We start from the raw sequence: 20,378 nt of genomic DNA, 5'->3' as shown, positions 1-20,378 counted from the left end.
TCACCGGACGGTGACACCGTGAGCATGGTCGCACAGCGGCCGAGGAGCCGTGAACCCGCCGGCCGTCCGGCGCACGGGCCCCTTGACACCACTCGGCTCCCGCGCCATCTTTCCCCTAACGCCGCTCATCGGACGAGTGTCCGGTAGGCGGTTGTTAACGAGGAAGGACCGTCACGATGGCGAATCTCGTCGCGATTCTGGCCACGACGCACCATCCGTTCTACTACCGGACCAGCCGGCTTCCCGCCGAGGAGGCGCCGCCCTTCGCCGCCGCGTGGGTCCGGAAGGTCGAGGCCTACCGCGAGACGCTGACGCGAGCCCGCCCCGACGTGCTGGTCATGGTCGGCTCGGACCACTTCCACCAGCTCTGGCTGGACAACATGCCGCAGTTCCTGGTCGGCAAGGCCCCGTTCTACGACGCGAACTACTACAACGAGGAGCGGGAGTTCGGCCTGCCGAAGTTGCTCCTCAAGGGGCATGAGGAGCTGTCGGCGTACATCCTGCGCGAGGGCATCGACCGGGACTTCGACCTGGCGTTCAGCAACGAACTGCGCGTCGACCACTCCATCACGTGCCCGATCTTCACCGTACGGCCGCAGAACGACCTGCCGATCGTGCCGATCTACACCAACATCTTCGCCCCGCCCCTGCCGCGCCCGGAGCGGTTCGTGCGGCTCGGCCGGACGATCCGCGAGCTGGTCGACGCGTGGCCGAGCGACCTGCGCGTCGCGGTGATCGGCACCGGGCACCTGTCGCTCGAACTGGGCGGCCCGCGCCAGTTCGGCGCCCACGGGCCCGACCCGGAGTTCGACGCGAAGGCGGTCGAGTGGATCGCGAACGGCGACCTCGAGGGGTGCCTTTCGGAAGTCACCCTCGACAGCCTGCACGCCCCGGGCAACGCCACCCACGGCTTCATGGACTTCATGCTGATGATGGGCCTCGCCGACGGCCGCAAGGCCGACTACGCCGACAACCTGGACCTCTTCCACACCATGGAGGCCTACTTCACCTGGTATCCGAACGGAGTGGGAGCATGAGCAAGTACCTGGTGAACAAGTTTCTTTACACGATCGACCGGGACCCCGAGCTCGTCGAGCGGTACCGCGAGGATCCCGAGGGCACCGTCGCGTGGTGGGAGGCCGAGAAGGCGGGGGAGATCCTCAACCTGCCGAGCGGCGAGCGCACCACCTGGCTGTCCTTCACGGACGAGGAGCGCCAGGCACTCAGGACGCACGACCACGTCGCGCTGTTCGCGATGGGCGCGCACAACTTCCTCACCCTGACGCTGTGGATCGCCATGTTCGAGCGCGACTTCACCGAGCCGCTGGGGATGCAGCTCGACTACGCCGCCAAGCTGTCCCACTTCGCCCTGCCGTACCCGGACATCTCCACCTGAGCAGGTGACGCCATGACCGAGCGGAGCGAGGGAATCGAAGGCGCGCCCCAGAGGTCACTCCAGCCGACGAAGGAGGACTCATGAACCCCGACCAGTTCGACGGCCGCCCGATCGTCTTTCGCGACGCGACCGTCCTCACCATGGACGACGCCGGCGTCATCGAGGGCGACGTGCTCGTCACCGGCGAGACGATCGCCGAGGTCGGCCGCGACCTCGCGGTGCCCGGCGGCACCGCCGAGATCGACGCCTCCGGCGGCATCCTGATGCCCGGCATGGTCGACACCCACCGGCACATGTGGCAGACCGCGCTGCGCGGGCTGGGCGCCGACTGGACCCTGACGCAGTACTTCGTCTTCTACTACCTCAACTGGGGCAAGATCTTCCGCCCCGAGGACATCCACGCCGGCGACACGCTGTCCGCGATCGAGGCGGTGGACGCGGGCGTCACGACCACGGTGGACTGGTCGCACGGGCTGCGGACGGTGGAGCACGGCGAGGCCGCCGCCGACGCGCTGCGGGCGGCGCCCGGCCGGTTCGTCCTCGCGTACGGGAACCTGCTCGGCGCCCCGTGGGAGTGGACGAACAGCCCGGAGTTCCGCGGCTTCGTCGAGCGGTTCGGCGCGCCGGACGACATGCTCGGCCTGCAGCTCGCCTTCGACGTCACCGGCGACCCGAAGTTCCCGGAGCGGGGGGCGTTCGAGGCCGCACGGGACCTGGGCCTGCGGGTCACCACGCACGCCGGTGTCTGGGGCGCGACCAACGACGACGGCATCCGGCTCATGTGGGAGGGCGGCTTCATGACGCCCGGCACCACCTACGTCCACGCCGCCACCCTCAGCCAGGACTCCTACCAGCGCATCGCCGCCAGCGGCGGGTCCGTGTCGGTGTCGACCGAGAGCGAGCAGAGCGCCGGTCAGGGGTACCCGCCGAGCTGGCAGCTGCGGCGGCACGGTATCCCGGTCTCGCTGTCGATGGACACCAGCGTGTGGTGGAGTGCCGACCTGTTCTCCGCGATGCGGGCCACGCTGTCCGCCGACCGTTCGCGGGAGCACCTGGAGGCGCACGCCCGCGGCGACACCGTCGTGCACAACTCGTTGCGTGCCGAGGAGGTCGTGCGATGGGCCACCATCGGCGGCGCCCGCGCGCTCGGGCTCGACTCGGTGATCGGCAGCGTGACGCCGGGCAAGAAGGCGGACCTCGTCCTGATCAAGAACGACGACGCCCCGGCCCTGTACCCGCTGCTCCACCCGTACGGCACCGTCGTCTACCAGGCGAGCCGCGGCGACGTGCACACCGTGCTGGTCAACGGGCGCGTGGTCAAGCACGAGCACCGTCTCGTCGGCGCCGACCTGGCCGGCGCCAGGGCGGCCGTCGGCCGCACCGTGGAGTACGCCCGGTCCACCATGGGCGAGCAGGCATGGCAGGACAGCCTCACCCCGGAGCTGCCCGCCGCCGAGCGCGTCCCGAACCCCTACACCTATACCGACTTCGACGGAGGCGACGAACGCCACCGCGCCCAGCGGTCGACCTGACCCTCAGCCGAGGATCTCGGCCAGCCGGCTGATGGCCGGGCGGGACCGCAGGTGGAGACGGGCGATGTCGAGCCCCTCGTCGCCGAGGACGACGAGGAGGCTGTGGTCCTGGATCGCGTAGACGACGATGTGGCCGCTCTGGCAGCGGGTGACGACCTCGCGGAGTTCGCCCATGCCGACCTCGTTGCTGGTGCTCTTGCCCAGCCCGAGGGCCGCCGCCGCGAGGGCGGCCAGCGCGTCCGGGCGCACCTTGTCCGTGTCGGACACGACGAGCATGCCGTCGACCGACGCGACCGCGCTGTCTCGCACCCCGACGACCTGCTCGCGCAGGGCGTGCAGCTCGGCGAGCACCGCTTCCTTGTTCATCCCCTGTCCTGCTTTCGCCGAGCCTAGAGGTCGACTTCGCTCTCGATGCGGCGCAGGCTGTGCCGGGCGAGCGCCAGGTTGGCGCGGGAGCGGTCGAGGGCGAGGTAGAAGAACAGCTGGCTGCCGCCGCGGTTGAGCAGCCTGATCACGTGGTACTGCTGGTCGAGCGTGATCAGGATGTCCTCGATCGACTCCGTGATGCCCAGGGACTCGAGCGTACGGGCCTTGGCGCGGACGACCTCGGTGTTGCCCGCGGCGGCCACCTCCAGGTCGAGTTCGCGGCCGCCGCCGCTGACGCCGAGCGTCATGCCGCTCTCATAGTCGACCAGTGCGGCGCCGAGGGCCCCGTCGATCGCCATGGCTTCCTTGAGCGCGGTTTCGATATTCATCGAGCCTCCCACCCCGTGAGCCGCCTGACCGAGCTTCCCCGTGACCGAAACACCTTTTGTGACACCGGTCGGCAGGCGTGATGTATCTGAGGAGAAAGGTACCGGGCGGGATGGCGATATGTCGGGCATTCGCCGCGACGAGGGCCGTTTGACATGCGACCTGACCGGAGGTTCCTGAAGAGGTGCCATTCGGTTGACCGAAGTTACGGCGAGGATGTGCCGGATTTCGGTCGCACACCTGGCATGATGACTTAGCCGAAATACCCCATAACGTCCCTGAACTCCCGTTCCGATGGATGGCCGACGTGACAGAACCCGTTTCGCGAACCGAGCCGCCGAGCGGAGCCGCGGCGTCCTTCCCCAGGTCGGGCATTCTCACCACGGCTCTCACACGAAGAGGACGAGAACGCTTCTCCGGCACCCTCCGGCTCGACGGCGGCCAGGGCGGCGAGGTGGTCATGCGGGACGGCGCGGTCCTCGCGGCCTCCACTCCGGTCGCGCCGGGGATCGAGTCGCTGCTCCTGCGCTCCGGCCGGATCTCCGAGGCCGACTGGAGCGAGGTGTTCACCGCCGCGGCCCCGTACGGCCGGCTGGCGGAGGAACTGGTCGAGCGCGGGCTGCTGGGCACGGCGGCGGTCGAGGTGCTGACGCAGACCGCCGTCTTCGACGCGATCTTCGCGATCGCCCTGGGCGGCGTCAGCTCCTGCACCGCCCGGCCCGCGCGGCCCGGCGACCTGCCGCCTCTGCTGCCCGCCGAACCCGGCCTGGACACCGGGCGGATCGTACGGGAGACCCACCGCCGGCTGGAGGTGGTCGCCGGCTGGCGGCCGTTCGGCCTGACGATCCACACGCGGCCGGCCCCCGCGGAGACCCGGCGGAACCCGGTGCTCGCGCCGGGCCGCGCCGCGATCCTCGCCACCGCCGACGGGCGGGCCAGCGCGCGCGACATCGCCTTCACCCTCGGCCGCGGGCTCTACTCCGTGCTCTCGGATCTGGCCATCCTGCTCAAGGACGGCCTGATCGCCGTCGACCCGCCGGGCGGAGCCCGGTCCCAGGAGGAGTCCGCCCAGGTCGGCGCGGTACGGCTCGACGAGATCCCGATCGGTGAGCTGCCGATCGGTGAGCTGCGGGAGGACTCGTCGCCGGAGGCACTGCTGGAGCCGGCCCCGTCCGCCGAGACCGCCGCCGAGCTCCCGCGCCGCCGCCGCGCCGACGCCGACGCCGAGGAGGACGTCTAGGCCAGGCGTGCCCGCCGGGTCTGCAGGAAGGCTCGTTCGGTGTCGTTGGTCGCCAGGCTGATCGCCTCGTCGTAGGCGGCGAGGGCGTCGGCGGTGCGGCCGAGGCGGGTGAGCAGGTCCGCGCGGGCCGCGGGCAGCAGGTGGTAGCCCGGCAGGTCCAGTTCATCGATGATGGCCAGCGCCGGCGCGGGTCCGTGCACTTCGGCGACGGCGACCGCGCGGTTGAGCGCGACGATCGGGGTCGGGACGTGCTGTACCAGCTGGTCGTACAGCGCCAGCACCTGCGTCCAGTCGGTCGCCGGCCCGTCGGTGTGCACGGCGTTGATGGCGGCCTGCAACTGGTACGCCCCCGGTTGCCCACGGCGCAGGCACCGCCGTACCAGCTCATGCCCCTCGGCGATCAGCTCCCGGTTCCACAGCGACCGGTCCTGCTCGGCGAGCACCACCAGCTCGCCCGCGGGCCCCACCCGCGCCGGGCGCCGGGCTTCGGTGAGCAGGAGCAGCGCCAGCAGCCCGATCACCTCCGGCTCGTCGGGCATCAGCTCGGCGAGCGCCCTCGCCAGGCGAATGGCCTCCAGGCACAGGTCCGTCCGCAGCAGCTCCCCCGACGTGGACGCGTATCCCTCGTTGAAGACCAGGTAGAGCACGGTGAGTACGGGCGCGAGCCGATCGGGGAGTTCGGCGCCCTCGGGCACGCGGTAGGGGATGGCGGCGTCGCGGATCTTCTTCTTCGCGCGGACGATCCGCTGGGAGATGGTCGCCTCCGGCACCAGGTAGGCCCGTGCGATCTCCCCCACCTCCAGCCCGCCCAGCAGGCGCAGTGTGAGCGCGGTCTGGGCGAGCGGGGACAGGGCCGGGTGGCAACAGGTGAAGATCATGCGGAGCTGGTCGTCGCGCACCGGTCCCACCTCCTGTGGTTCGTCGGGTTGGTGCAGCAGCAGCGCTTGAGCGTGACGGGCCTGGCGAGTGGACTCGCGGCGCAGGCGGTCGATCGCCCGGTTGCGGGCGGTGGTCACGATCCACGCGCCGGGATTGGGCGGCGGCTGGTCCCACTTCTGCAGGGCCACCGCGAACGCGTCCTGGACGGCCTCCTCGGCGAGCCCGATGTCACCGAGGACGCGCGTCAGAGTGGCCACGCACCGGCCGTACTCCGTCCGGTAGAGGGTCTCCAGATCCATTCGTGCTCAGGCCTGCGAGTACTCGTCGAACGGGCGCACCTCGATCGGGGCCTCGCAGGCGAGTGCGCACTTGTCGGCCCAGGCCAGCGCCTGGTCCAGGTCCTCGACGCGGATCACCCAGAATCCGGCGAGCTGTTCCTTCGTTTCGGCGAACGGGCCGTCGGTCATCGTGGTCGTGCCGTTGCCGGGGCGGACGACCGTGGTGGCGTGCGAGGACACCAGGCCACCGGCGAACACCCAGGCACCGGCGGACCGCATCTCGTCGTTGACCTTGCCCGTCCGGGCCATCTGCTCCTTGAACTCCCGGTCGGACGGCGCCGGCGCGCTCTCGTCGAGCTGGACGGCGAGCAGGTACTGCTTCATGGTGAACTCCTTCGACTTGTGGTGGCGAGTGCGGGTCGCGCGGTCGGGGTGGGTGCGGGGTTCCCGGGCGTGGCGCCGGGGCGGAGCCAGCGGGCGGCGAGCAGGGCGGCGAGGGCGGCGCAGGCGGCGGCGGTGAGATAGGCGGCATGGTAGCCGCTGGTGAGCGCGTCCAGGTGGGGGTGCCCGGCGGCGGTCAGCCGGTCGGTGCGTCCGGTGGCGACGTTGGCCAGGACGGCGAGGCCGAGCGCGCCGCCGAGCATGATCGAGGTGTTGACGATGCCGGATGCCAGACCGGACTCATCCGGTGACAGGTCGCCGATGGCGGCCAGCAGGAGCGGGGACATGGCCGTTCCGGCGCCGGCGCCGAGCAGGATGCCGCCGGGCAGCACGTCCACGGCGAAGTGGCCCGCGACGGGCGCGTGGCCCAGCAGGGCCAGGCCGGCGGCGACGAGCAGGAACCCGGCCACCAGCGGGGGCCTGGTGCCGAAGCGGGCGACCAGCCGGGCCGAGGCGCCGGCGGACACGCCGGCCATGAGCAGGTTCGAGGGCAGGAACGCCAGCCCGGTCTGGAGTGCGCTGTAGCCGAGGACCTGCTGCAGGTACAACGTGGTGAGGAAGAAGTTGGCGAACATGGCGGCGGTCCACAGCAGGCCGATGACGCCGGCGGCGGTCAGGTTGCGCTGCCGGAGCAGCCGCAGCGGCACCAGTGGGGCGGCGGTGCGGGACTCGACTGCGACGAACGCCGCGAGCAGCACCGCGACGGCGGCCAGCAGGCCGATGGTGCGACTCGAGGTCCAGCCGGTCTGGCCGGCGCCGTTGATGGCGTAGACGGCCAGTAGCATCCCGGCGGTCACCAGGGCCGCGCCGACCACGTCCAGCCGGCCGCGTTGCCGGGCCGGGCCGGTGGGCAACACGCGCAGTGAGGCGAGGAGGACCGCGGCGCCGATCGGGACGTTGACCCAGAAGATCCATTGCCAGGACAGCAGGCCGGTGAGGACACCGCCGGCCAGCACTCCGATGCTGCCGCCACCGGCGTTGATCAGCCCGAACAGGCCCATCGCCTTGGCTCGTTCGCGTGGTTCGGGGAACAGGGAGACGACCAGCGACAGGGCAACGGCGGAGGCGATCGCTCCGGCCAGCCCCTGCACCGCACGCGCGGCCAGCAGGAATCCCTGTCCGGGTGCCAGGCCGCAGGCGAGTGAGGCCAGGGTGAAGACGCCGACGGCCGCGGCGAACAGCCGCCGGTGACCGAACAGGTCGCCCAGCCGCCCGCCCAGCACCAGGAACCCGCCGTAGGTGAGCAGGTAGGCGTTCACCACCCACGCCAGCGACGCCTGGCTGAACCCCAGATCATGCTGGATCGCGGGCAGGGCGACACCCACGATCGTGGTGTCCAGCACGTTCATCAGCGATCCCGCGCACACCACCGCCAGCGCCAGCCAGCGGGCCCGATTCGAAGTAGTCATCGTTCGGCCCCTCAGGCTGCCGGGAACGCCTGGACGTCCAGGACGATGTCGATCTTGTCTGCGACGACGATCTTGGTGCCGTCGGCGACCAGACCGAAGGTGATGCCGAAGTCGCGGCGGCTGATGGTCGCCTGAGCCGAGAAGCCGATCCGCGGCTCGCCCTGGAGCCCGGTCGGGTCGGAGCCGAGGAACTCGACCTCGAGATCCACCGCCCGCGTGACATCGCGAATCGTCAGCTCACCCGACAGCACCCAGGCGCCCGACACCTGGCGCAGTGCGCGGCTGACGAACCTCATTTGCGGGTACCGCTCGACGTCGAAGAAATCGGCCGATCGCACGTGGTCGTCGCGCATCTGGTTGCCGGTGTTGACCGAGGCGGTCCCGATCACGGCCGTGACGGTCGAGCGGGCGGGGTCGGGGTCGGTGACGATCTGCCCGCTGACCTCGGCGAATGTTCCGCGTACCCGGCTCATCAGGTGGCGCGCCGAAAAGCTCACCACGGTGTGGGCGGGGTCGATGGTCCAGGTGCCCGCGGCCCAGCCGTCGGGCGTCTGCGAGCGGGCGCTGGTGATGTCGGTGGTCATGGGAGTTCTCCTTTATGTCGCAGGTGGGCGTTCAGACGTGGGATGCCGGTGCGGCGAGCTCGGCCAGGTGGTGCAGAGAGTTGATGAGGTGCTCGGGGCCGAACGGCGGGAACCGGATGCCGCGATCCCGGATGTACTGCGGCACCGCCGACCAGTCGTACGTGAGCGTGACCTCGGTCTCGGACGGACCGGTCGGCGTCAGGTCGTACCGCCAGATCCAGCCGCCGAACTCCAGCTGACCGTCACCCTTGTCCGTCCCCGTCACCCAGCCGATGGTGCGCGGCGGGTCGATCATCTCGACCCTGTTGACCACCTGGTAGTCGCCGTCGGGGTGGTCGGAGTGATACATGTCCATCCGGAAGATCTGCCCGACCTCGGTCAGCGGCGCCCGGTCGGCGGGTTCCTGGACCCAGCCGGTGCCATCGATCGCGGCATGGGTCGTCGGGTCCGCCAGCACCGCGAACACTCTCGCGGCGGGCACGGCGAAGGTCAGGGTGGCGTTCACGCTCTCCTGGTTCACGGTGGGCACGCTCCTTGTCATCTCAGGTCTCGTTCGAGAGATCAGGCGGCGAGGCGGCGGGCGATGGCCGGGATCACGATCGCGGCGGCGGCCAGGTGCGTCAGCATCAGCAGCGCCTTCGTGGCCGCGGACGCGTCCGCGAGCACGTCCGGCACCAGCGACAACGCGGTGAGCACGAGCGTGGTGCGGACGAACACCGTGCGCGGACGGCGGGCCATGCGGGCCAGGACCAGGGCCAGCACCAGGCCCACCACGGAGAAGATCGCGGTCAGCACGGCGAACCCGGACACCGGGATCGGCGCGCCGCCGACGGCCAGGCTGATCCCGGCGGCCTTACCCGCCGCCGCGATGGCCGAGGTCGCCACGGCGGCGAGGGCCGCCGCGGTCAGACCCCCGGCGATCAGCGACTTCGCGGAAACGGGAACAGTGGTGGTGGTGACGGACATCGTGAGCCTCCGGTGTGTCGCGACCGGCTCCTTGCCGGCCTCTCACCCTGGCTACGAACGGAGTCGACGCCATTCGACATCACCGCGAAAAAAATCTGAGGACGTGTTCGCCCGGCCCGGCGAACATCGGTTGACGCCGCATTAGTGCGCGCTGTCCGGGTACGTGTGGGCGGCATCAGCGAACGCGAACCTCGAAGGGCGTCAACGATGAGCCACGAGACCACCCGGACGGGCGGCGCCGGCGAACGCGAGCAGCTCGTCGCCGGGATCGAACAGAACCGCCAGGAGCTGGCCAAGACCGTGCAGGCGCTGGCCGCGAAGGTGGACGTGCCCAAACGCGTACGGGGCAGCGCCGCGCGGATGCGCGAGCGCGCACGGGAGAAGGTCACCGCTTCGCTCGGCCGGGCCGAAGAGAACATCCCCGAGCCCGCGCGCCAGGCGGCGGACGCCGCGGGAAGACGGCCCGCCCTGGTGTACGGCGCGGCCGGCCTCTGCGCCGCGGCCGCCCTGCTGGCGCTGAGCAGGAGGAAGCGGTCATGAGCGAGCGGAGCGAGCGAACCGACAAGCACGTATTCCTGGCCACTGCTCCGGCGAAGGAGGTCTCATGAGCGAGCGGAGCGAGCGAACCGACAAGCACGTATTCCTGGCCACCCCTCCGACGAAGGAGGTCTCATGAGCAAGGGGAACTCGATGTCGCGGTCGGCTTCGGCGGCGCTCGGCATCGCCGGCGGCCTGATCGCCGGTGTGATCTTCAAGCAGACCTGGCGGCTGATCGCCCGCGACGATGACACCCCCGACGCGGGTGACCTGGAGCGAAGCTGGGCCGAGGTGCTCATCGCCGCGACCCTGCAGGGCGCGATCAGCGGAGCGGTCAAGGCCGCGCTGAACCGCGGTTACCTCCTGCACAGCCAGAACGACGACGACGCCGAATGAGCGAGCGCGGCGAGCGAATCGAAGAATACGCGCGCATGGTCTCTCCTCCGACGAAGGAGGGCCCATGAGCGAGCGAAGCGAGCGAATCAAAAACACGCGCGACGGGATCGCCCTTCCGACGAAGGAGGGCTCATGAGCACGGACGCCACGGACGCGCCACGGAGCCCGACCGACCTGCCCGGCCGCTCGTGGTGGGCCGCGGTCCGGCGGTCGGTGGGGGAGTTCCGGCGAGACAACGTCACCGACTGGGCCGCCGCCCTCACCTACTACAGCGTGCTGTCCATCTTCCCGGCGATGCTCGTGGTCGTCTCCATCGTCGGCCTGGCCGGGAAATCGGTGTCGCAGTCGCTGATCACCAACGTCGGCCAGCTCGCGCCCGGGCAGGTCCGGCAGATCCTCGTGAACGCCATCACCGAGTTGCAGCGGGGACCCGGCGGCGCCGGGATCGTCGCGGTCGTGAGCCTGGCGGCGGCGATCTGGTCCGCCTCCGGGTACGTCGCGGCGTTCATGCGCGCCGCCAACGCTATCTACGACGTCGAAGAGGGACGTCCGATCTACAAGACGCTGCCGCTCCGCGTCGTCATCACGCTCACGACGCTGGTCCTGCTGTCGGCGTGCGCCGTCGCGGTGGTGGTGTCCGGGCCGGTCGCCCAGCGCGTCGGCGCGATGGTCGGCGCCGGGCCGGCGGCCATCACGATCTTCGGCATCGTGAAATGGCCGGCGCTGCTGCTCGTCGCCGGGATGCTGTTCGCCCTGCTGTACTGGGCGGGGCCGAACGCCAAGCAGGGGTTCCGCTGGGTCACCCCCGGCGGCCTCTTCGCCGTCGTCATCTGGCTGGTCGTCTCGGCCGGTTTCGCGTTCTACGTCGCGAACTTCGGGTCGTACAACAAGACGTACGGAAGCCTCGCCGGTCTGATCATCTTCCTGGTCTGGATCTGGATGTCGAACATCGCCATCCTGCTCGGCGCCGAACTCAACGCCGAGCTCGAACGCGGCCGCGCGATCGCCGGGGGCCTGCCGAAGACGGAGGAGCCGTACGTCGAGCTGCGCGACACCCGTGCCCTGGACGACGATGACGACTCGTAGGAGCGGCCGGCGGCAGGTTCGGTAGCCTCGGCGCGTGGTCGGCCGAGCGAGCACCCATCAGATCGAGACGCGCGGCGACCGGGTGACCAAGCGCTTCGTCTCCGCCGGTCGCGGTGAGGCCGAACGCGAGTGGCGCGCGCTGCGGCTGCTGGCCGAACACTCGCCCGGCCTGGCGCCCCGGCCGATCGACGCCGACCTCGCCGCGCGGCCCCCGTACGTGGTGATGTCGCGCCTGGCGGGAACTCCGCTGCGCGGCATGACCACCACGCGCCGGCACACGGCCGCGATGGCGCGCGCGATCGGAGCGCTGCACGAGGCGGTCCCGCGATCGGTCGTGGCCGGTCTGCCGCCGGCCTCGTGGAACCCGGCGGCGGCCGTGGCCAAGGCCCAGGCCCTGCGGGAGAGCCGACCGGACCTCGGTGCGGATCCCACGGTCGCCGGAGCGTACGCGGCGGGGGCGAAGTGGCTCGACGGCCTCGACACCGGCCGTCTCCTGGGCATCGACACACCCGTGCTCGGGCTCGCCGACGGCAACCTGGCGAACTACCTGTGGGACGGCGAGCGGGTACGGCTGGTCGACTTCGAGGACTCCGGCCGCAGCGACCGCGCCTTCGAACTCGCCGAAGTCGCCGAACACATCTCCGCCCGGACCCCCGGCACGTTCGACGCCACCGCGCTGCTCGGAGAATTCGACCTTCCGGGGGCCGTCGCCCGCCGGGTCCGCGAGTTCCGTCGAGTGTTCGCCTACTCCTGGATGCTCATGCTCGGCCCCGGCGGTCCCGCCCGCGACCGGAACCCGCCCGGCACCCTGGAGCGCCAGGCCGGTCGTCTCCTCGACCTGCTGGGATGAACAACCCGAAATTCACACGGCGTAGCGGGCGTCCGGGACATCGGTGATGAACATGTGGCCGGGCGCGTGCGTGATGGCGAACGGCGGGCGGGACGCCATGATGGCGGCCTGTGGAGTGACCCCGCACGCCCAGAAGACCGGCACCTCGCCCGGCCGGATCTCGACCGGGTCGCCGAAGTCCGGCGTGCCGAGGTCGGTGATGCCCAGGCCGGCCGGGTCGCCGATGTGCACCGGCGCGCCGTGCACGGACGGGAACCGGCCCGAGATCCGTACCGCCTCGGCCACCCGGTCGGCCGGGATCGGCCGCATGGAGACGACCAGCGGCCCGTGGATGCGGCCCGCCGGACGGCACTCGACGCTGGTCCGGTACATCGGCACGTTGGTGCCCGCGGTGATGTGCCGGACCTCGATGCCGGCCGCGAGCAGCGGCGTCTCGAAGGTGAAGCTGCAGCCGATGAGGAAGGTCACCAGGTCGTCGCGCCAGTGGTCGCGGATGTCGGCGGTCTCCTCGGCCAGTTCGCCGTCGCGCCAGATCCGGTAGGCGGGGAAGTCGGTGCGCAGGTCCGCGTCGGGCGCCAGGACGGTGCGGGGGCTGCCGGCGTCGGAGACGTCGAGCACCGGGCAGGGCCGCGGGTTGCGCTGGGAGAACAGCAGCACCTCGTAGGCGTACTCGCTCGGTACGATGATCGTGTTCGCCTGCGTGAAGCCGGGCGCCCAGCCCGCGGTGGGAGTGACCAGCCCCTCGCGGAACAGCCGGCGTGCCTCGGCCGGGTCGGCGGGCGGCGTGGATCGGGTCGTCAACGCGGGTACCCCCTGTGCGCATCAGCCGGAAGATTACGGGTCACTGGCAAAAACCATACTAAGTCAATAGGGTAGCTGTCGTTAGACGTCAGACCTTTTCTGGCGAACCCTGCGGTGAGGAGGACTGCCATGGCGACGGATCTGCCCTCGGTCTGGATACAGGACCTGACGTGGGAAGAGGTCGCCTCCTATCTGGAGCGCGACCGGATCGCGATCGTGCCGATCGGCGCGACCGAGGAGCACGGTCCCGCCGGTGTCCTCGGCGTCGACTCGTACGTGGCGATCACCCTGGCCGAGGACGCGGCGCAGCGGGCGCGCGTCGTCGTGACGCCGCCGATCTGGTTCGGCGACTCGGTCCATCACGCCGGCTTCCCCGGCACGATCTCGGTACGGCCCGAGACGCTCACGCTGCTGGTCCGCGACGTCGCGCGCAGCCTCGCCCGGCACGGCTTCGACCGGATCATCCTGCTCAACGGGCACAAGGGCTCGAACCTCGCCGCGCTGCACACCGCCGCCCGCGTCCTCCACGACGAGGAGCTGCCCCAGGTGCTCTTCGTCATCGCCGACCCGCTGCACCTGGCCCGGTCGGCCGCGCCGGAGATCAAGGACACCAACGAGCACCACGCCGGCGAGCTGGAGCTGTCGCACGTCCACTACCGCTACCCCGGCAAGATCCGCATGGACCGGCTGACCGACGCGCACGTGGACTTCGACGAGGTCTTCGGCGGGTTCGTCGGCGACGACCTGTTCGGCAAGGCGCCCGACGGCGTCGAGATCGTCTGGTCCGGCGACGAGCAGCGCGCCTTCACCCCGACCGGCTCCTTCAGCTCCTCGCTGGGCGTCGCCGAGGAGAAGGGGCAGCGTTACCACGACCACATCGTCTCCCGCCTCGTCGAGCTGATCGAGTGGCTGCGCCGCTACGACGGTCCGATCGGCCGCCGCGACGCCGGGAAGGACGCATGAACCTCCCGGTCGAGCGCATCACGGCCGACAGCTACCGGCAGGTCAAGGCGCGACTGCGGGAGCTCATCGCCCGGCTCGGCGCGGCGGGCACCCTCCGGCTGCCCGCCGAGGAGCGGCTGGCCGCCTCGCTCGGCGTGAGCCGCGCGACCGTACGCTCGGCGCTGCAGTCCCTCCAGAAGGAGGGCCGGATCCGCCGCCTCCACGGCGCCGGCACCTTCATCAACCGGCACGTCCTCGGCGTCACCGCGAACCTCGCCGAGGCCGGCGCGTTCGTCGATCTGCTGGCGGACGCCGGGTACGAGGCGGGCCAGCGCGTCTCCGGGCGCGCGACCGAGCTGTCCGAGGACGTCGCCACCACGCTGGAACTGCCGGCCGGCGAGCCGGCCTGGGAGGTCGAGCGCGTCTTCACCGCCGACGGGCGGCCCGCCGTCTACAGCGTCGACCACGTGCCGGCCCGGCTGCTGCGCTACCCGTCCTCCACCCCGGAGGCGATGGACTCGACGTTCAGCTTCATCGAGACGCACGTCGGCCGGCCGGTCTGCTACTCGGTCGCGCGGGTACGGCCGTTACTGCCCCCGCCGCACGTCCGTGCCGCGCTGGAGATCGAGGCGGACCACCCGCTGCTGTTCCTGCGCCACCTCCACGTGCACGCCGACGAAAGCCCGCTCGCGGTCACCGTCGCCTACGTCAACGACGACTACCTGAGCTTCAGCGTGATCCGCGGCTATCTCGACCAATGAAAGACGAAAGGCCCCGTCCATGACCGAGCGAAGCGAGGGAGTCGGAAGCGCGGCCCGGTGGTCACTCTCCCCGACGAAGGAGGATTCATGACCGTGAAGGTGGACATTCGCGTACCCGTCGGCCGTCCCCTGCGTGAGGTCGCCGACTTCATCGCACGCTGTGAGGACGCCGGGTTCAACGGCGTGGGCGTGCACGACCACCACCACACCGGACGGGACGTGTACGTGGCCCTCGCCCTGGCCGCGGAGCGGACGAGCCGCCTCACGCTGTACCCGGCGACCTCCAACGCCGTCACCCGGCACCCGCTCGTGCTCGCCGCGCTGAGCAACTCGGTCGCCGAGCTCGCCCCGGGCCGGTTCCTGCTCTCCCTCGCGCCCGGCTTCCTGTCGGTCGAGCGGGCCGGCGAACCGCAGGCGCGGCGCGCGCATCTCCGCGAGACCGTGCGCACCGTACGGTCCCTGCTCCGCGGCGAGAGCACGCCGCTGGGCGCCCGCGAGACCGTCCTCACCCACCCGGTCACGCCGCCGCCGGAGGTGTTCGTGCTGGCCGCCGGGCCGCGCATGCTGGAACTCGCGGGTGAGGTCGCCGACGGCGTGATGATGTTCGTCGGGCTGCACCCGGACGCGGTCCGCGTCGCCCGGGAGCACGTCGCGACGGGCGCGCGCCGCGCCGGCCGCGACCCGGCGTCGATCAAGGAGATCTTCATCGTGACGACGGCGGTCGGCCCGTTCGAGGAGGTACGCGAGTGGCCGCGCCGCGAGTTCCGCGAGGGGCAGTCGTTCCTCACCTACCCGAGCAAGGCGAACCTGCGCTGGCTGCGGGAGGCGGGCATCGACCTGGCCGACGACCACCGGCCGGGCGACATCCCGCCGGAGCTCGCGACGGAGATCTGCGACGCGTTCGGCCTCTTCGGACCGGCCGAGTACTGCGCCGAGCGGCTGCTGCGGGCCCGGGAGGAGATCGGACGCGGCGATGACCTCCACGTCTTCTTCTTCCCGGCCCACACGTTCGCGTCCGGCTACGACCTGCCCGAGAAGGACGTCGCCGCGTTCGCCGAGACGATCGGGCCCCGCCTCGCGGGCTCCTAGGCGGCCGCCGGGGTGTAGTGGCGTGCCTCGTCGCCCTCGATGACGTAGCTCTCCTTGCCGTCCACGCCGACCGGGGTGTTGCCGGCGACGGTGACGCGGTGCAGGCGGCGCGGCTGGTCGCCGTAGTCGTCCGGTGCGTAGTGCTGGGTGATGCGGTTGTCGAAGACGACCAGGTCGCCGGGGTTCCACACGACGCGCAGGATGTTCTCCGGGCGGGTGACGTACGCCTGGAGGATGCGCAGGATGTCGCGTGACTCGCTGCCGTTCAACCCGACGACGCGCTGCGCGAACCCGCCGATGAACAGGCCGCGCTCGCCCGTCTCCGGGTGCACGCGGACGACGGGGTGGCCGGTCCGGTAGCGCGTCGAGACGAACACCTGGCGGTACTCCGCCGCCTTCTCGGGGTTCACGCGCGGCAGCGCGTAGTCGTAGTCGTTGGTGTGCACCGCCCACAGCCGGTCGGCGAACTCCCGCAGCTCCGCGGGCAGGTCCCGGTAGGCCGCCGCGGAGTTGGCGATCAGGGTGTTCCCGCCGTACGGGGGGACGACGAGGGCGCGCAGCGTGCTCACCTTCGGCGGCGTCCGTACGAACGTCACGTCGGTGTGCCACTGGTTGGAGCGGATGCCCTCCTCGCCGTCGACGGGGAGGATGTTCGGCTGCCCTTCCACCGACGGCACGGTCGGATGGGCGGTGGTGAGCGCGCCGAACCGCGACGCGAAGTCGATCTGTTCCTCGTCGTCGAGGTCGGCGCCGCGGAAGACCAGCGCCTTGTGCTCCAGCAGCGCGGCGTTGACGGCCTCGAAGACGGACGGGTCCCGCGGGTCGGCGCCGACGACCTCCGCGCCGATCCGCCCGCCGATCCGGTGGACGTCGAGACTGGACATGGGCGTTCCCTTTCTCTGACCGTGCTTCTAACGGCGTGCCGTGGGGTCGACCGCGCGCAACAGCAGGCGCAGCAGTCCGTCGAAGGTGAAGCCGAGTACGGCGATGACGGCGATCCCGCTGAAGATCAGCGGTGTCTGGAGGTAGTTGCCGGCCTGCAGGATGAGGAAGCCCACCCCGCCGGTCGCGGCGATCATCTCGGCGGCGACGATGCTGGTCCACGCCCCGCCCATCGCGATGCGCATGCCGGTGACGACCCCCGGCACGGCCGCGCGGAGCCGTACGTGCAGCATCGTGTGGAAGGAGGACGCGCCGAGGCTGCGGCTGGCGTGGGTGAACTCGTCGGGTACGGCGTCGAGCGCGCCGAGCGTCGCGATCGTGACGACCGGCAGTACGCCGAAGAAGATGAGGGCGATCTTCGACGCCTCGCCGATGCCGAACCACACGACCAGCAACGGGATGAACGCGATCGGCGGCAGCGGCCGCATGACCCCGACGATCGGGTCGGCGAGTTCGCGGATGACGCGGACGCCCGCCATCGCCGCGCCGAGGACCAGGCCCGTCACCGTGCCGAGCGCGAAGCCGGCCAGGATCCGGCCCGTGCTGATCAGCGCGTCCGTCACCAGCGTCTTGCCCTGCACCTGCGGGTACGGCGCCGCCAGGTAGTGCACCAGCTGGCGGACCGTCTCCTGCACGGTGGGCAGGGTGACCGCGTCGTGCACGGCGTAGGCCGCGACCTCCCACACCGCGAGTGCCGCCGCGAGCGCCGCCGTGCCGACGAACAGCCGTCGCCAGGACCGCTGCCGCCGCTCCCGCCTGCGTACGGCGGTGACCGTACGGCTCGGGGCCGTGTCGAGGCTCACCGCTCCAACACCTCCCGGATCCGGCGCTTGGCCGTGACGAACGCGAGCGTCTCGGTGTCGTCGTAGGTACGCGGCCGGGGCAGGTCGATGTCGACGACCGCCTTGGTACGCCCCGGGCGGCCGGACAGCACCGACACCCGGTCGCCGAGCAGCGTCGCCTCCTCGACGTCGTGGGTGACGAAGACGATCGTGGTGCGCCGCCGTTGCCAGAGTTCGAGCAGGAACCGTTGCATGCCGGCTCGGGTGATCGCGTCGAGCGCGCCGAACGGCTCGTCCATGAGCAGTACGCGTGGATGGTTGATCAGTACCCGGGCGAACGCCGCGCGGTGCCGCATCCCGCCGGACAGCTCGTGCGGGTACGCGTCGGCGAACTCGGCCAGCCCGACCGTCTCCAGCAGTTCGGCGGCCTCCTCGCGCACGTCCGGGGTGAGGGCGCGGCGGGCGCGCGGGCCGTACAGGACGTTCTGCCGGGTGGTCAGCCACGGGAAGAGCGTCGGCGTCTGGAACAGCACACCGCGATCCGGGCCGGGGCCCGTGACCGGACGGCCGTCGACGAGTACCTCGCCGGTGTCGGCCTCGGTGAAGCCGGCCAGGATGCTCAGCAGTGTCGACTTGCCGCAGCCGGAGGGGCCGACCAGGCACAGGAACTCCCCGGCGGCGATGTCCAGGCTCACTCCCTCCAGCGCGGTCGTCTCGCGCCGCCGCTTGCGGAAGGTCTTGCCGACGTCGCGGAGCCGCACCGCCGCGGGCTTGTCGGCGACCGGTTCCTCGACGACCTGGGCACTTCTCTCGGTCATGAGCCCTCCTTCGTCGGGAGGAGACCGGGCGGACCGTGTTGGTCGATTCGCTCGCTTCGCTCACTCATGTGCACCCGCCCGACTGCGCCTTCGCCCAGAAGGAGGGGTCGATGTGCGCGGCGATCTGATCGATCGGCGGCACCGTCTTCGCCCGGCCCTGGGTGACCAGGAACTGCGCGGTGAGCTGGAAGTTCTTGGCGAGCCTGCCGGAGGCGGCGTGGCCGTCCGCGCCCTGGAGCCAGCCGGTCTCCTCGCTCTGCGGCACGTACGGGTAGTCGCTGGTGGCCGCGATCGCGTCGGCCGGCCTCACACCGAGGAACCGGGTGGCGGCGGTGACGTACTTGGCGGCCTGTGGGCCCTTGACCAGCGTCTGCGCCCTGGACACCTGGCAGACGAGTTGCTGCACGACGGCCGGGTCCCGTTTCGCGTACGCCTTGTCGACGGCGAGCATGTTGACCGCCGCGTACCCGAGGCGGGCGACGTCGGCCGCGGTCGTCAGGACACGGGCGTCGTGCTTCTTCAGGTCGATCAGGTAGGCCTGGCTGATGTAGACCGCGTCGATCTTCCCGGACTTCCAGGCGGCGGCCTCGGCGGCCTCGCTTGCGAAGCTGGCGACCTGCACCCTGCCGGTCAGCCTCTGCGCGGTGAGCCAGCCGCGGAGCTGGAAGTCGAGCGTGGAGCCGACGAGCACGCCGACCTTCTTCAGGTCGGCGGGTGACTTGATCTTGTCGTTCACGGCGAGCCCGGACTCGTCGATGCTCTCGACGAACACGACCTCGACGTCGGTGCCGGAGGTGAACGCGCCGACGAACGGCGGGTTGCCGACGCCGGACACCACCGGGAACGCGCCGGCGCGGAGCTGGGCCATCCCGGCGACGCCACTGTCGATGGGGCGCAGCTGGATCGGCGCCTTGACATGAGAGGCGAGGTCGGGGTCGGCGGCGACCACGGCCTCGGGTCCGGCGACCGCGCCCTGGAAGTAACCGATCTTGAGTGCGGACCCGCGGGAGGCGGCGGAGGCTCCGCATCCGGCGGCGCCGGCCGCGGCGACCAGCGCGGCGGCTCCGGCGAAGAGGGACTTTTTGAGCATGGCGAACTGCGCTCCTAGAACGGGCGTACGGCCCGCGGGGCGGAAGAGAAGGGGGCGTGGGGTCGACGTCAGACGCGACAGCGGGCGGCGGTGACCCGGACGAGGTCGACGTGCCGCCGGCGAATGAGAGCGGGCCGGGCGCGCATATCAGGATGAGAACACGCGTGTCGCAGGGTAGTCAACCATCCCTACCGACTTAATAGGACATCATTCGTGCGGGCGAGCACTGGCCGCGGTGAGGTTCCTACGGGCGGATCTGGGTCTTTCGATCGGCCGTGTCGAGGCCGCCATGAGGCTTGGCGCCGCTGCTCGCGAGCACCGTCCCGGTGTCCTGGAACGCTTCACAGGTGGCGCGAATCCTGCCTCGGACGCTCCACTCGTAGCGCACGACGACCCGCCTCAGCTGCCCGTCCAGCCATGCGACGACGTGCGAGGCGAGCTCTTCGGGAATGGGCGAAGAGAATCGGGCGATATCGAGCGGATCGGTATCTTCCATCCGCTCCTCCACCTCGGCCAGCTCTCCGTCCGACCACGCCATGACGGACGTCCCGTCCCGCTTGACGTCGACACGCAGAGTCGCCAGGACATCGTCGTCCTTGTCCAGGACGTCGATGAAGACGCGCAATCCGTTGTCGTCCAACCGGGCAATGGTGGCCTCGGGAGGTATCCCGAGTGACGACCATTCGTCGCCGGCCTGCCGAACGGCACGTAGAACGGCGGAAAGCATCGGATCTATCGGCTCGCGGTCTTCTACTTCTTCGAACCAGTCCCACTCTTCTTCGTTGTTCACCAGTCTCTCCTCGCGC

General features: G+C 70.8%; 25 protein-coding genes. 11 read left to right on the top strand and 14 right to left on the bottom strand.

Annotated features, from left to right (window positions below):
* The first annotated feature begins 176 nt into the window (after window positions 1–176).
* The 3 genes from QSK37_RS43530 to QSK37_RS43520 all read left to right on the top strand — a co-directional run bounded on the left by QSK37_RS43530 (window position 177) and on the right by QSK37_RS43520 (window position 2,928).
* On the top strand, window positions 177–1,037 hold the full coding sequence (locus tag QSK37_RS43530; RefSeq protein WP_285633452.1) for a DODA-type extradiol aromatic ring-opening family dioxygenase: 861 nt from the start codon (window positions 177–179) through the stop codon (window positions 1,035–1,037).
* The gene (locus QSK37_RS43525; protein WP_285574960.1) at window positions 1,034–1,396 is read left to right on the top strand and encodes a hypothetical protein; all 363 of its coding nucleotides are present in this window, start codon (window positions 1,034–1,036) and stop codon (window positions 1,394–1,396) included. The genes QSK37_RS43530 and QSK37_RS43525 overlap by 4 nt, the downstream gene beginning before the upstream one ends.
* An 80-nt stretch (window positions 1,397–1,476) precedes the next feature.
* A complete protein-coding gene (locus QSK37_RS43520) occupies window positions 1,477–2,928 on the top strand; it encodes an amidohydrolase family protein (protein ID WP_285633449.1) in 1,452 nt (483 codons plus the stop codon).
* A 3-nt stretch (window positions 2,929–2,931) separates the two neighbouring features.
* Here the strand turns inward: QSK37_RS43520 and QSK37_RS43515 are convergent, their stop codons facing one another.
* Window positions 2,932–3,294 (bottom strand): roadblock/LC7 domain-containing protein, encoded by a 363-nt coding sequence (locus tag QSK37_RS43515; RefSeq protein WP_285633447.1) that lies wholly within the window; start codon window positions 3,292–3,294, stop codon window positions 2,932–2,934.
* Window positions 3,295–3,317: 23 nt separating this feature from the next.
* The gene (locus tag QSK37_RS43510; RefSeq protein ID WP_285574969.1) at window positions 3,318–3,683 is read right to left on the bottom strand and encodes a hypothetical protein; all 366 of its coding nucleotides are present in this window, start codon (window positions 3,681–3,683) and stop codon (window positions 3,318–3,320) included.
* Between the two features lie 305 nt (window positions 3,684–3,988).
* On the opposite strand from QSK37_RS43510, the gene QSK37_RS43505 reads away from it, so the two are divergent.
* Complete coding sequence (locus QSK37_RS43505; protein ID WP_285633444.1) at window positions 3,989–4,921, top strand: hypothetical protein; 933 nt, start codon at window positions 3,989–3,991, stop codon at window positions 4,919–4,921.
* On the opposite strand, the gene QSK37_RS43500 is transcribed toward QSK37_RS43505, so the two are convergent.
* Genes QSK37_RS43500 through QSK37_RS43475 form a run of 6 tightly spaced genes read right to left on the bottom strand, consistent with a single transcriptional unit; the run spans window position 4,918 to window position 9,478 of the window.
* Window positions 4,918–6,099 carry an RNA polymerase sigma factor gene (locus QSK37_RS43500; RefSeq protein ID WP_285633442.1) on the bottom strand — a complete coding sequence of 394 codons (1,182 nt, stop codon included), beginning with the start codon at window positions 6,097–6,099 and terminating at the stop codon, window positions 4,918–4,920. The two genes, QSK37_RS43505 and QSK37_RS43500, sit on opposite strands and share 4 nt — an antisense overlap.
* A gap of 6 nt (window positions 6,100–6,105) precedes the next feature.
* The gene (locus QSK37_RS43495) at window positions 6,106–6,462 is read right to left on the bottom strand and encodes a YciI family protein (protein ID WP_285633440.1); all 357 of its coding nucleotides are present in this window, start codon (window positions 6,460–6,462) and stop codon (window positions 6,106–6,108) included.
* Window positions 6,459–7,928 carry a DHA2 family efflux MFS transporter permease subunit gene (locus QSK37_RS43490; RefSeq protein WP_285633438.1) on the bottom strand — a complete coding sequence of 490 codons (1,470 nt, stop codon included), beginning with the start codon at window positions 7,926–7,928 and terminating at the stop codon, window positions 6,459–6,461. The genes QSK37_RS43495 and QSK37_RS43490 overlap by 4 nt, the downstream gene beginning before the upstream one ends.
* A gap of 11 nt (window positions 7,929–7,939) precedes the next feature.
* On the bottom strand, window positions 7,940–8,512 hold the full coding sequence (locus QSK37_RS43485) for a YceI family protein (RefSeq protein WP_285633436.1): 573 nt from the start codon (window positions 8,510–8,512) through the stop codon (window positions 7,940–7,942).
* A gap of 31 nt (window positions 8,513–8,543) precedes the next feature.
* On the bottom strand, window positions 8,544–9,032 hold the full coding sequence (locus QSK37_RS43480; protein WP_285633433.1) for an SRPBCC family protein: 489 nt from the start codon (window positions 9,030–9,032) through the stop codon (window positions 8,544–8,546).
* 41 nt (window positions 9,033–9,073) lie between these two features.
* Window positions 9,074–9,478: a DUF6069 family protein gene (locus tag QSK37_RS43475; RefSeq protein ID WP_285633430.1), complete on the bottom strand. Its 405-nt coding sequence runs from the start codon at window positions 9,476–9,478 to the stop codon at window positions 9,074–9,076.
* A 207-nt stretch (window positions 9,479–9,685) separates the two neighbouring features.
* On the opposite strand from QSK37_RS43475, the gene QSK37_RS43470 reads away from it, so the two are divergent.
* The 4 genes from QSK37_RS43470 (at window position 9,686) to QSK37_RS43455 (ending at window position 12,347) form a co-directional block, all read left to right on the top strand.
* Window positions 9,686–10,018, top strand: a complete 333-nt coding sequence (locus QSK37_RS43470; RefSeq protein ID WP_285633427.1) for a DUF3618 domain-containing protein — start codon at window positions 9,686–9,688, stop codon at window positions 10,016–10,018.
* Window positions 10,019–10,150: 132 nt separating this feature from the next.
* A complete protein-coding gene (locus tag QSK37_RS43465) occupies window positions 10,151–10,411 on the top strand; it encodes a DUF4235 domain-containing protein (protein WP_285574986.1) in 261 nt (86 codons plus the stop codon).
* Between the two features lie 132 nt (window positions 10,412–10,543).
* Window positions 10,544–11,497 carry a YihY/virulence factor BrkB family protein gene (locus QSK37_RS43460; RefSeq protein ID WP_285633424.1) on the top strand — a complete coding sequence of 318 codons (954 nt, stop codon included), beginning with the start codon at window positions 10,544–10,546 and terminating at the stop codon, window positions 11,495–11,497.
* Window positions 11,498–11,531: 34 nt separating this feature from the next.
* Entirely contained in the window at window positions 11,532–12,347 is an 816-nt protein-coding gene (locus tag QSK37_RS43455; RefSeq protein ID WP_285574989.1) for an aminoglycoside phosphotransferase family protein, read from the top strand.
* Between the two features lie 12 nt (window positions 12,348–12,359).
* Here QSK37_RS43455 and QSK37_RS43450 read toward each other — a convergent pair whose 3' ends face one another.
* Window positions 12,360–13,148, bottom strand: a complete 789-nt coding sequence (locus QSK37_RS43450; protein ID WP_285574993.1) for a putative hydro-lyase — start codon at window positions 13,146–13,148, stop codon at window positions 12,360–12,362.
* A 129-nt stretch (window positions 13,149–13,277) separates the two neighbouring features.
* Here QSK37_RS43450 and QSK37_RS43445 point away from each other — a divergent pair, with 129 nt between their 5' ends.
* The 3 genes from QSK37_RS43445 (at window position 13,278) to QSK37_RS43435 (ending at window position 15,940) form a co-directional block, all read left to right on the top strand.
* On the top strand, window positions 13,278–14,111 hold the full coding sequence (locus tag QSK37_RS43445; protein ID WP_285633421.1) for a creatininase family protein: 834 nt from the start codon (window positions 13,278–13,280) through the stop codon (window positions 14,109–14,111).
* A complete protein-coding gene (locus QSK37_RS43440; RefSeq protein WP_285633419.1) occupies window positions 14,108–14,851 on the top strand; it encodes a GntR family transcriptional regulator in 744 nt (247 codons plus the stop codon). The genes QSK37_RS43445 and QSK37_RS43440 overlap by 4 nt, the downstream gene beginning before the upstream one ends.
* Before the next feature lie 87 nt (window positions 14,852–14,938).
* Window positions 14,939–15,940: an LLM class flavin-dependent oxidoreductase gene (locus tag QSK37_RS43435; RefSeq protein WP_285633416.1), complete on the top strand. Its 1,002-nt coding sequence runs from the start codon at window positions 14,939–14,941 to the stop codon at window positions 15,938–15,940.
* Here QSK37_RS43435 and QSK37_RS43430 read toward each other — a convergent pair.
* The 5 genes from QSK37_RS43430 to QSK37_RS43410 form a co-directional block, all read right to left on the bottom strand.
* Window positions 15,937–16,824 carry a TauD/TfdA dioxygenase family protein gene (locus QSK37_RS43430; protein ID WP_285633413.1) on the bottom strand — a complete coding sequence of 296 codons (888 nt, stop codon included), beginning with the start codon at window positions 16,822–16,824 and terminating at the stop codon, window positions 15,937–15,939. The two genes, QSK37_RS43435 and QSK37_RS43430, sit on opposite strands and share 4 nt — an antisense overlap.
* A 27-nt stretch (window positions 16,825–16,851) precedes the next feature.
* Window positions 16,852–17,685: an ABC transporter permease gene (locus QSK37_RS43425; protein WP_285633410.1), complete on the bottom strand. Its 834-nt coding sequence runs from the start codon at window positions 17,683–17,685 to the stop codon at window positions 16,852–16,854.
* Window positions 17,682–18,482 (bottom strand): ABC transporter ATP-binding protein, encoded by an 801-nt coding sequence (locus tag QSK37_RS43420; RefSeq protein WP_285633407.1) that lies wholly within the window; start codon window positions 18,480–18,482, stop codon window positions 17,682–17,684. Before QSK37_RS43420 ends, QSK37_RS43425 begins: the two co-directional genes overlap by 4 nt.
* 64 nt (window positions 18,483–18,546) lie before the next feature.
* Complete coding sequence (locus QSK37_RS43415) at window positions 18,547–19,572, bottom strand: ABC transporter substrate-binding protein (RefSeq protein ID WP_285633405.1); 1,026 nt, start codon at window positions 19,570–19,572, stop codon at window positions 18,547–18,549.
* 244 nt (window positions 19,573–19,816) lie between these two features.
* Window positions 19,817–20,362, bottom strand: coding sequence for a hypothetical protein (locus tag QSK37_RS43410; protein WP_285633402.1), 546 nt, complete (start codon window positions 20,360–20,362; stop codon window positions 19,817–19,819).
* Between the last annotated feature and the right edge of the window lie 16 nt (window positions 20,363–20,378).

The sequence above is a fragment of the Actinoallomurus iriomotensis genome (assembly GCF_030269445.1).
Lineage (GTDB): Bacteria > Actinomycetota > Actinomycetes > Streptosporangiales > Streptosporangiaceae > Actinoallomurus > Actinoallomurus iriomotensis.
This window is presented reverse-complemented; position numbering and strand designations above follow the sequence as displayed.

Coding starts and splice junctions, on each gene's coding strand:
- QSK37_RS43465 (WP_285574986.1), top strand. CDS start 10,151: ATGAGCAAGGGGAACTCGATGTCGCGGTCGGCTTCGGCGGCGCTCGGC.
- QSK37_RS43500 (WP_285633442.1), bottom strand. CDS start 6,099: ATGGATCTGGAGACCCTCTACCGGACGGAGTACGGCCGGTGCGTGGCC.
- QSK37_RS43485 (WP_285633436.1), bottom strand. CDS start 8,512: ATGACCACCGACATCACCAGCGCCCGCTCGCAGACGCCCGACGGCTGG.
- QSK37_RS43440 (WP_285633419.1), top strand. CDS start 14,108: ATGAACCTCCCGGTCGAGCGCATCACGGCCGACAGCTACCGGCAGGTC.
- QSK37_RS43520 (WP_285633449.1), top strand. CDS start 1,477: ATGAACCCCGACCAGTTCGACGGCCGCCCGATCGTCTTTCGCGACGCG.
- QSK37_RS43470 (WP_285633427.1), top strand. CDS start 9,686: ATGAGCCACGAGACCACCCGGACGGGCGGCGCCGGCGAACGCGAGCAG.
- QSK37_RS43530 (WP_285633452.1), top strand. CDS start 177: ATGGCGAATCTCGTCGCGATTCTGGCCACGACGCACCATCCGTTCTAC.
- QSK37_RS43515 (WP_285633447.1), bottom strand. CDS start 3,294: ATGAACAAGGAAGCGGTGCTCGCCGAGCTGCACGCCCTGCGCGAGCAG.
- QSK37_RS43420 (WP_285633407.1), bottom strand. CDS start 18,482: ATGACCGAGAGAAGTGCCCAGGTCGTCGAGGAACCGGTCGCCGACAAG.
- QSK37_RS43430 (WP_285633413.1), bottom strand. CDS start 16,824: ATGTCCAGTCTCGACGTCCACCGGATCGGCGGGCGGATCGGCGCGGAG.
- QSK37_RS43435 (WP_285633416.1), top strand. CDS start 14,939: ATGACCGTGAAGGTGGACATTCGCGTACCCGTCGGCCGTCCCCTGCGT.
- QSK37_RS43525 (WP_285574960.1), top strand. CDS start 1,034: ATGAGCAAGTACCTGGTGAACAAGTTTCTTTACACGATCGACCGGGAC.
- QSK37_RS43415 (WP_285633405.1), bottom strand. CDS start 19,572: ATGCTCAAAAAGTCCCTCTTCGCCGGAGCCGCCGCGCTGGTCGCCGCG.
- QSK37_RS43460 (WP_285633424.1), top strand. CDS start 10,544: ATGAGCACGGACGCCACGGACGCGCCACGGAGCCCGACCGACCTGCCC.
- QSK37_RS43495 (WP_285633440.1), bottom strand. CDS start 6,462: ATGAAGCAGTACCTGCTCGCCGTCCAGCTCGACGAGAGCGCGCCGGCG.
- QSK37_RS43475 (WP_285633430.1), bottom strand. CDS start 9,478: ATGTCCGTCACCACCACCACTGTTCCCGTTTCCGCGAAGTCGCTGATC.
- QSK37_RS43510 (WP_285574969.1), bottom strand. CDS start 3,683: ATGAATATCGAAACCGCGCTCAAGGAAGCCATGGCGATCGACGGGGCC.
- QSK37_RS43445 (WP_285633421.1), top strand. CDS start 13,278: ATGGCGACGGATCTGCCCTCGGTCTGGATACAGGACCTGACGTGGGAA.
- QSK37_RS43490 (WP_285633438.1), bottom strand. CDS start 7,928: ATGACTACTTCGAATCGGGCCCGCTGGCTGGCGCTGGCGGTGGTGTGC.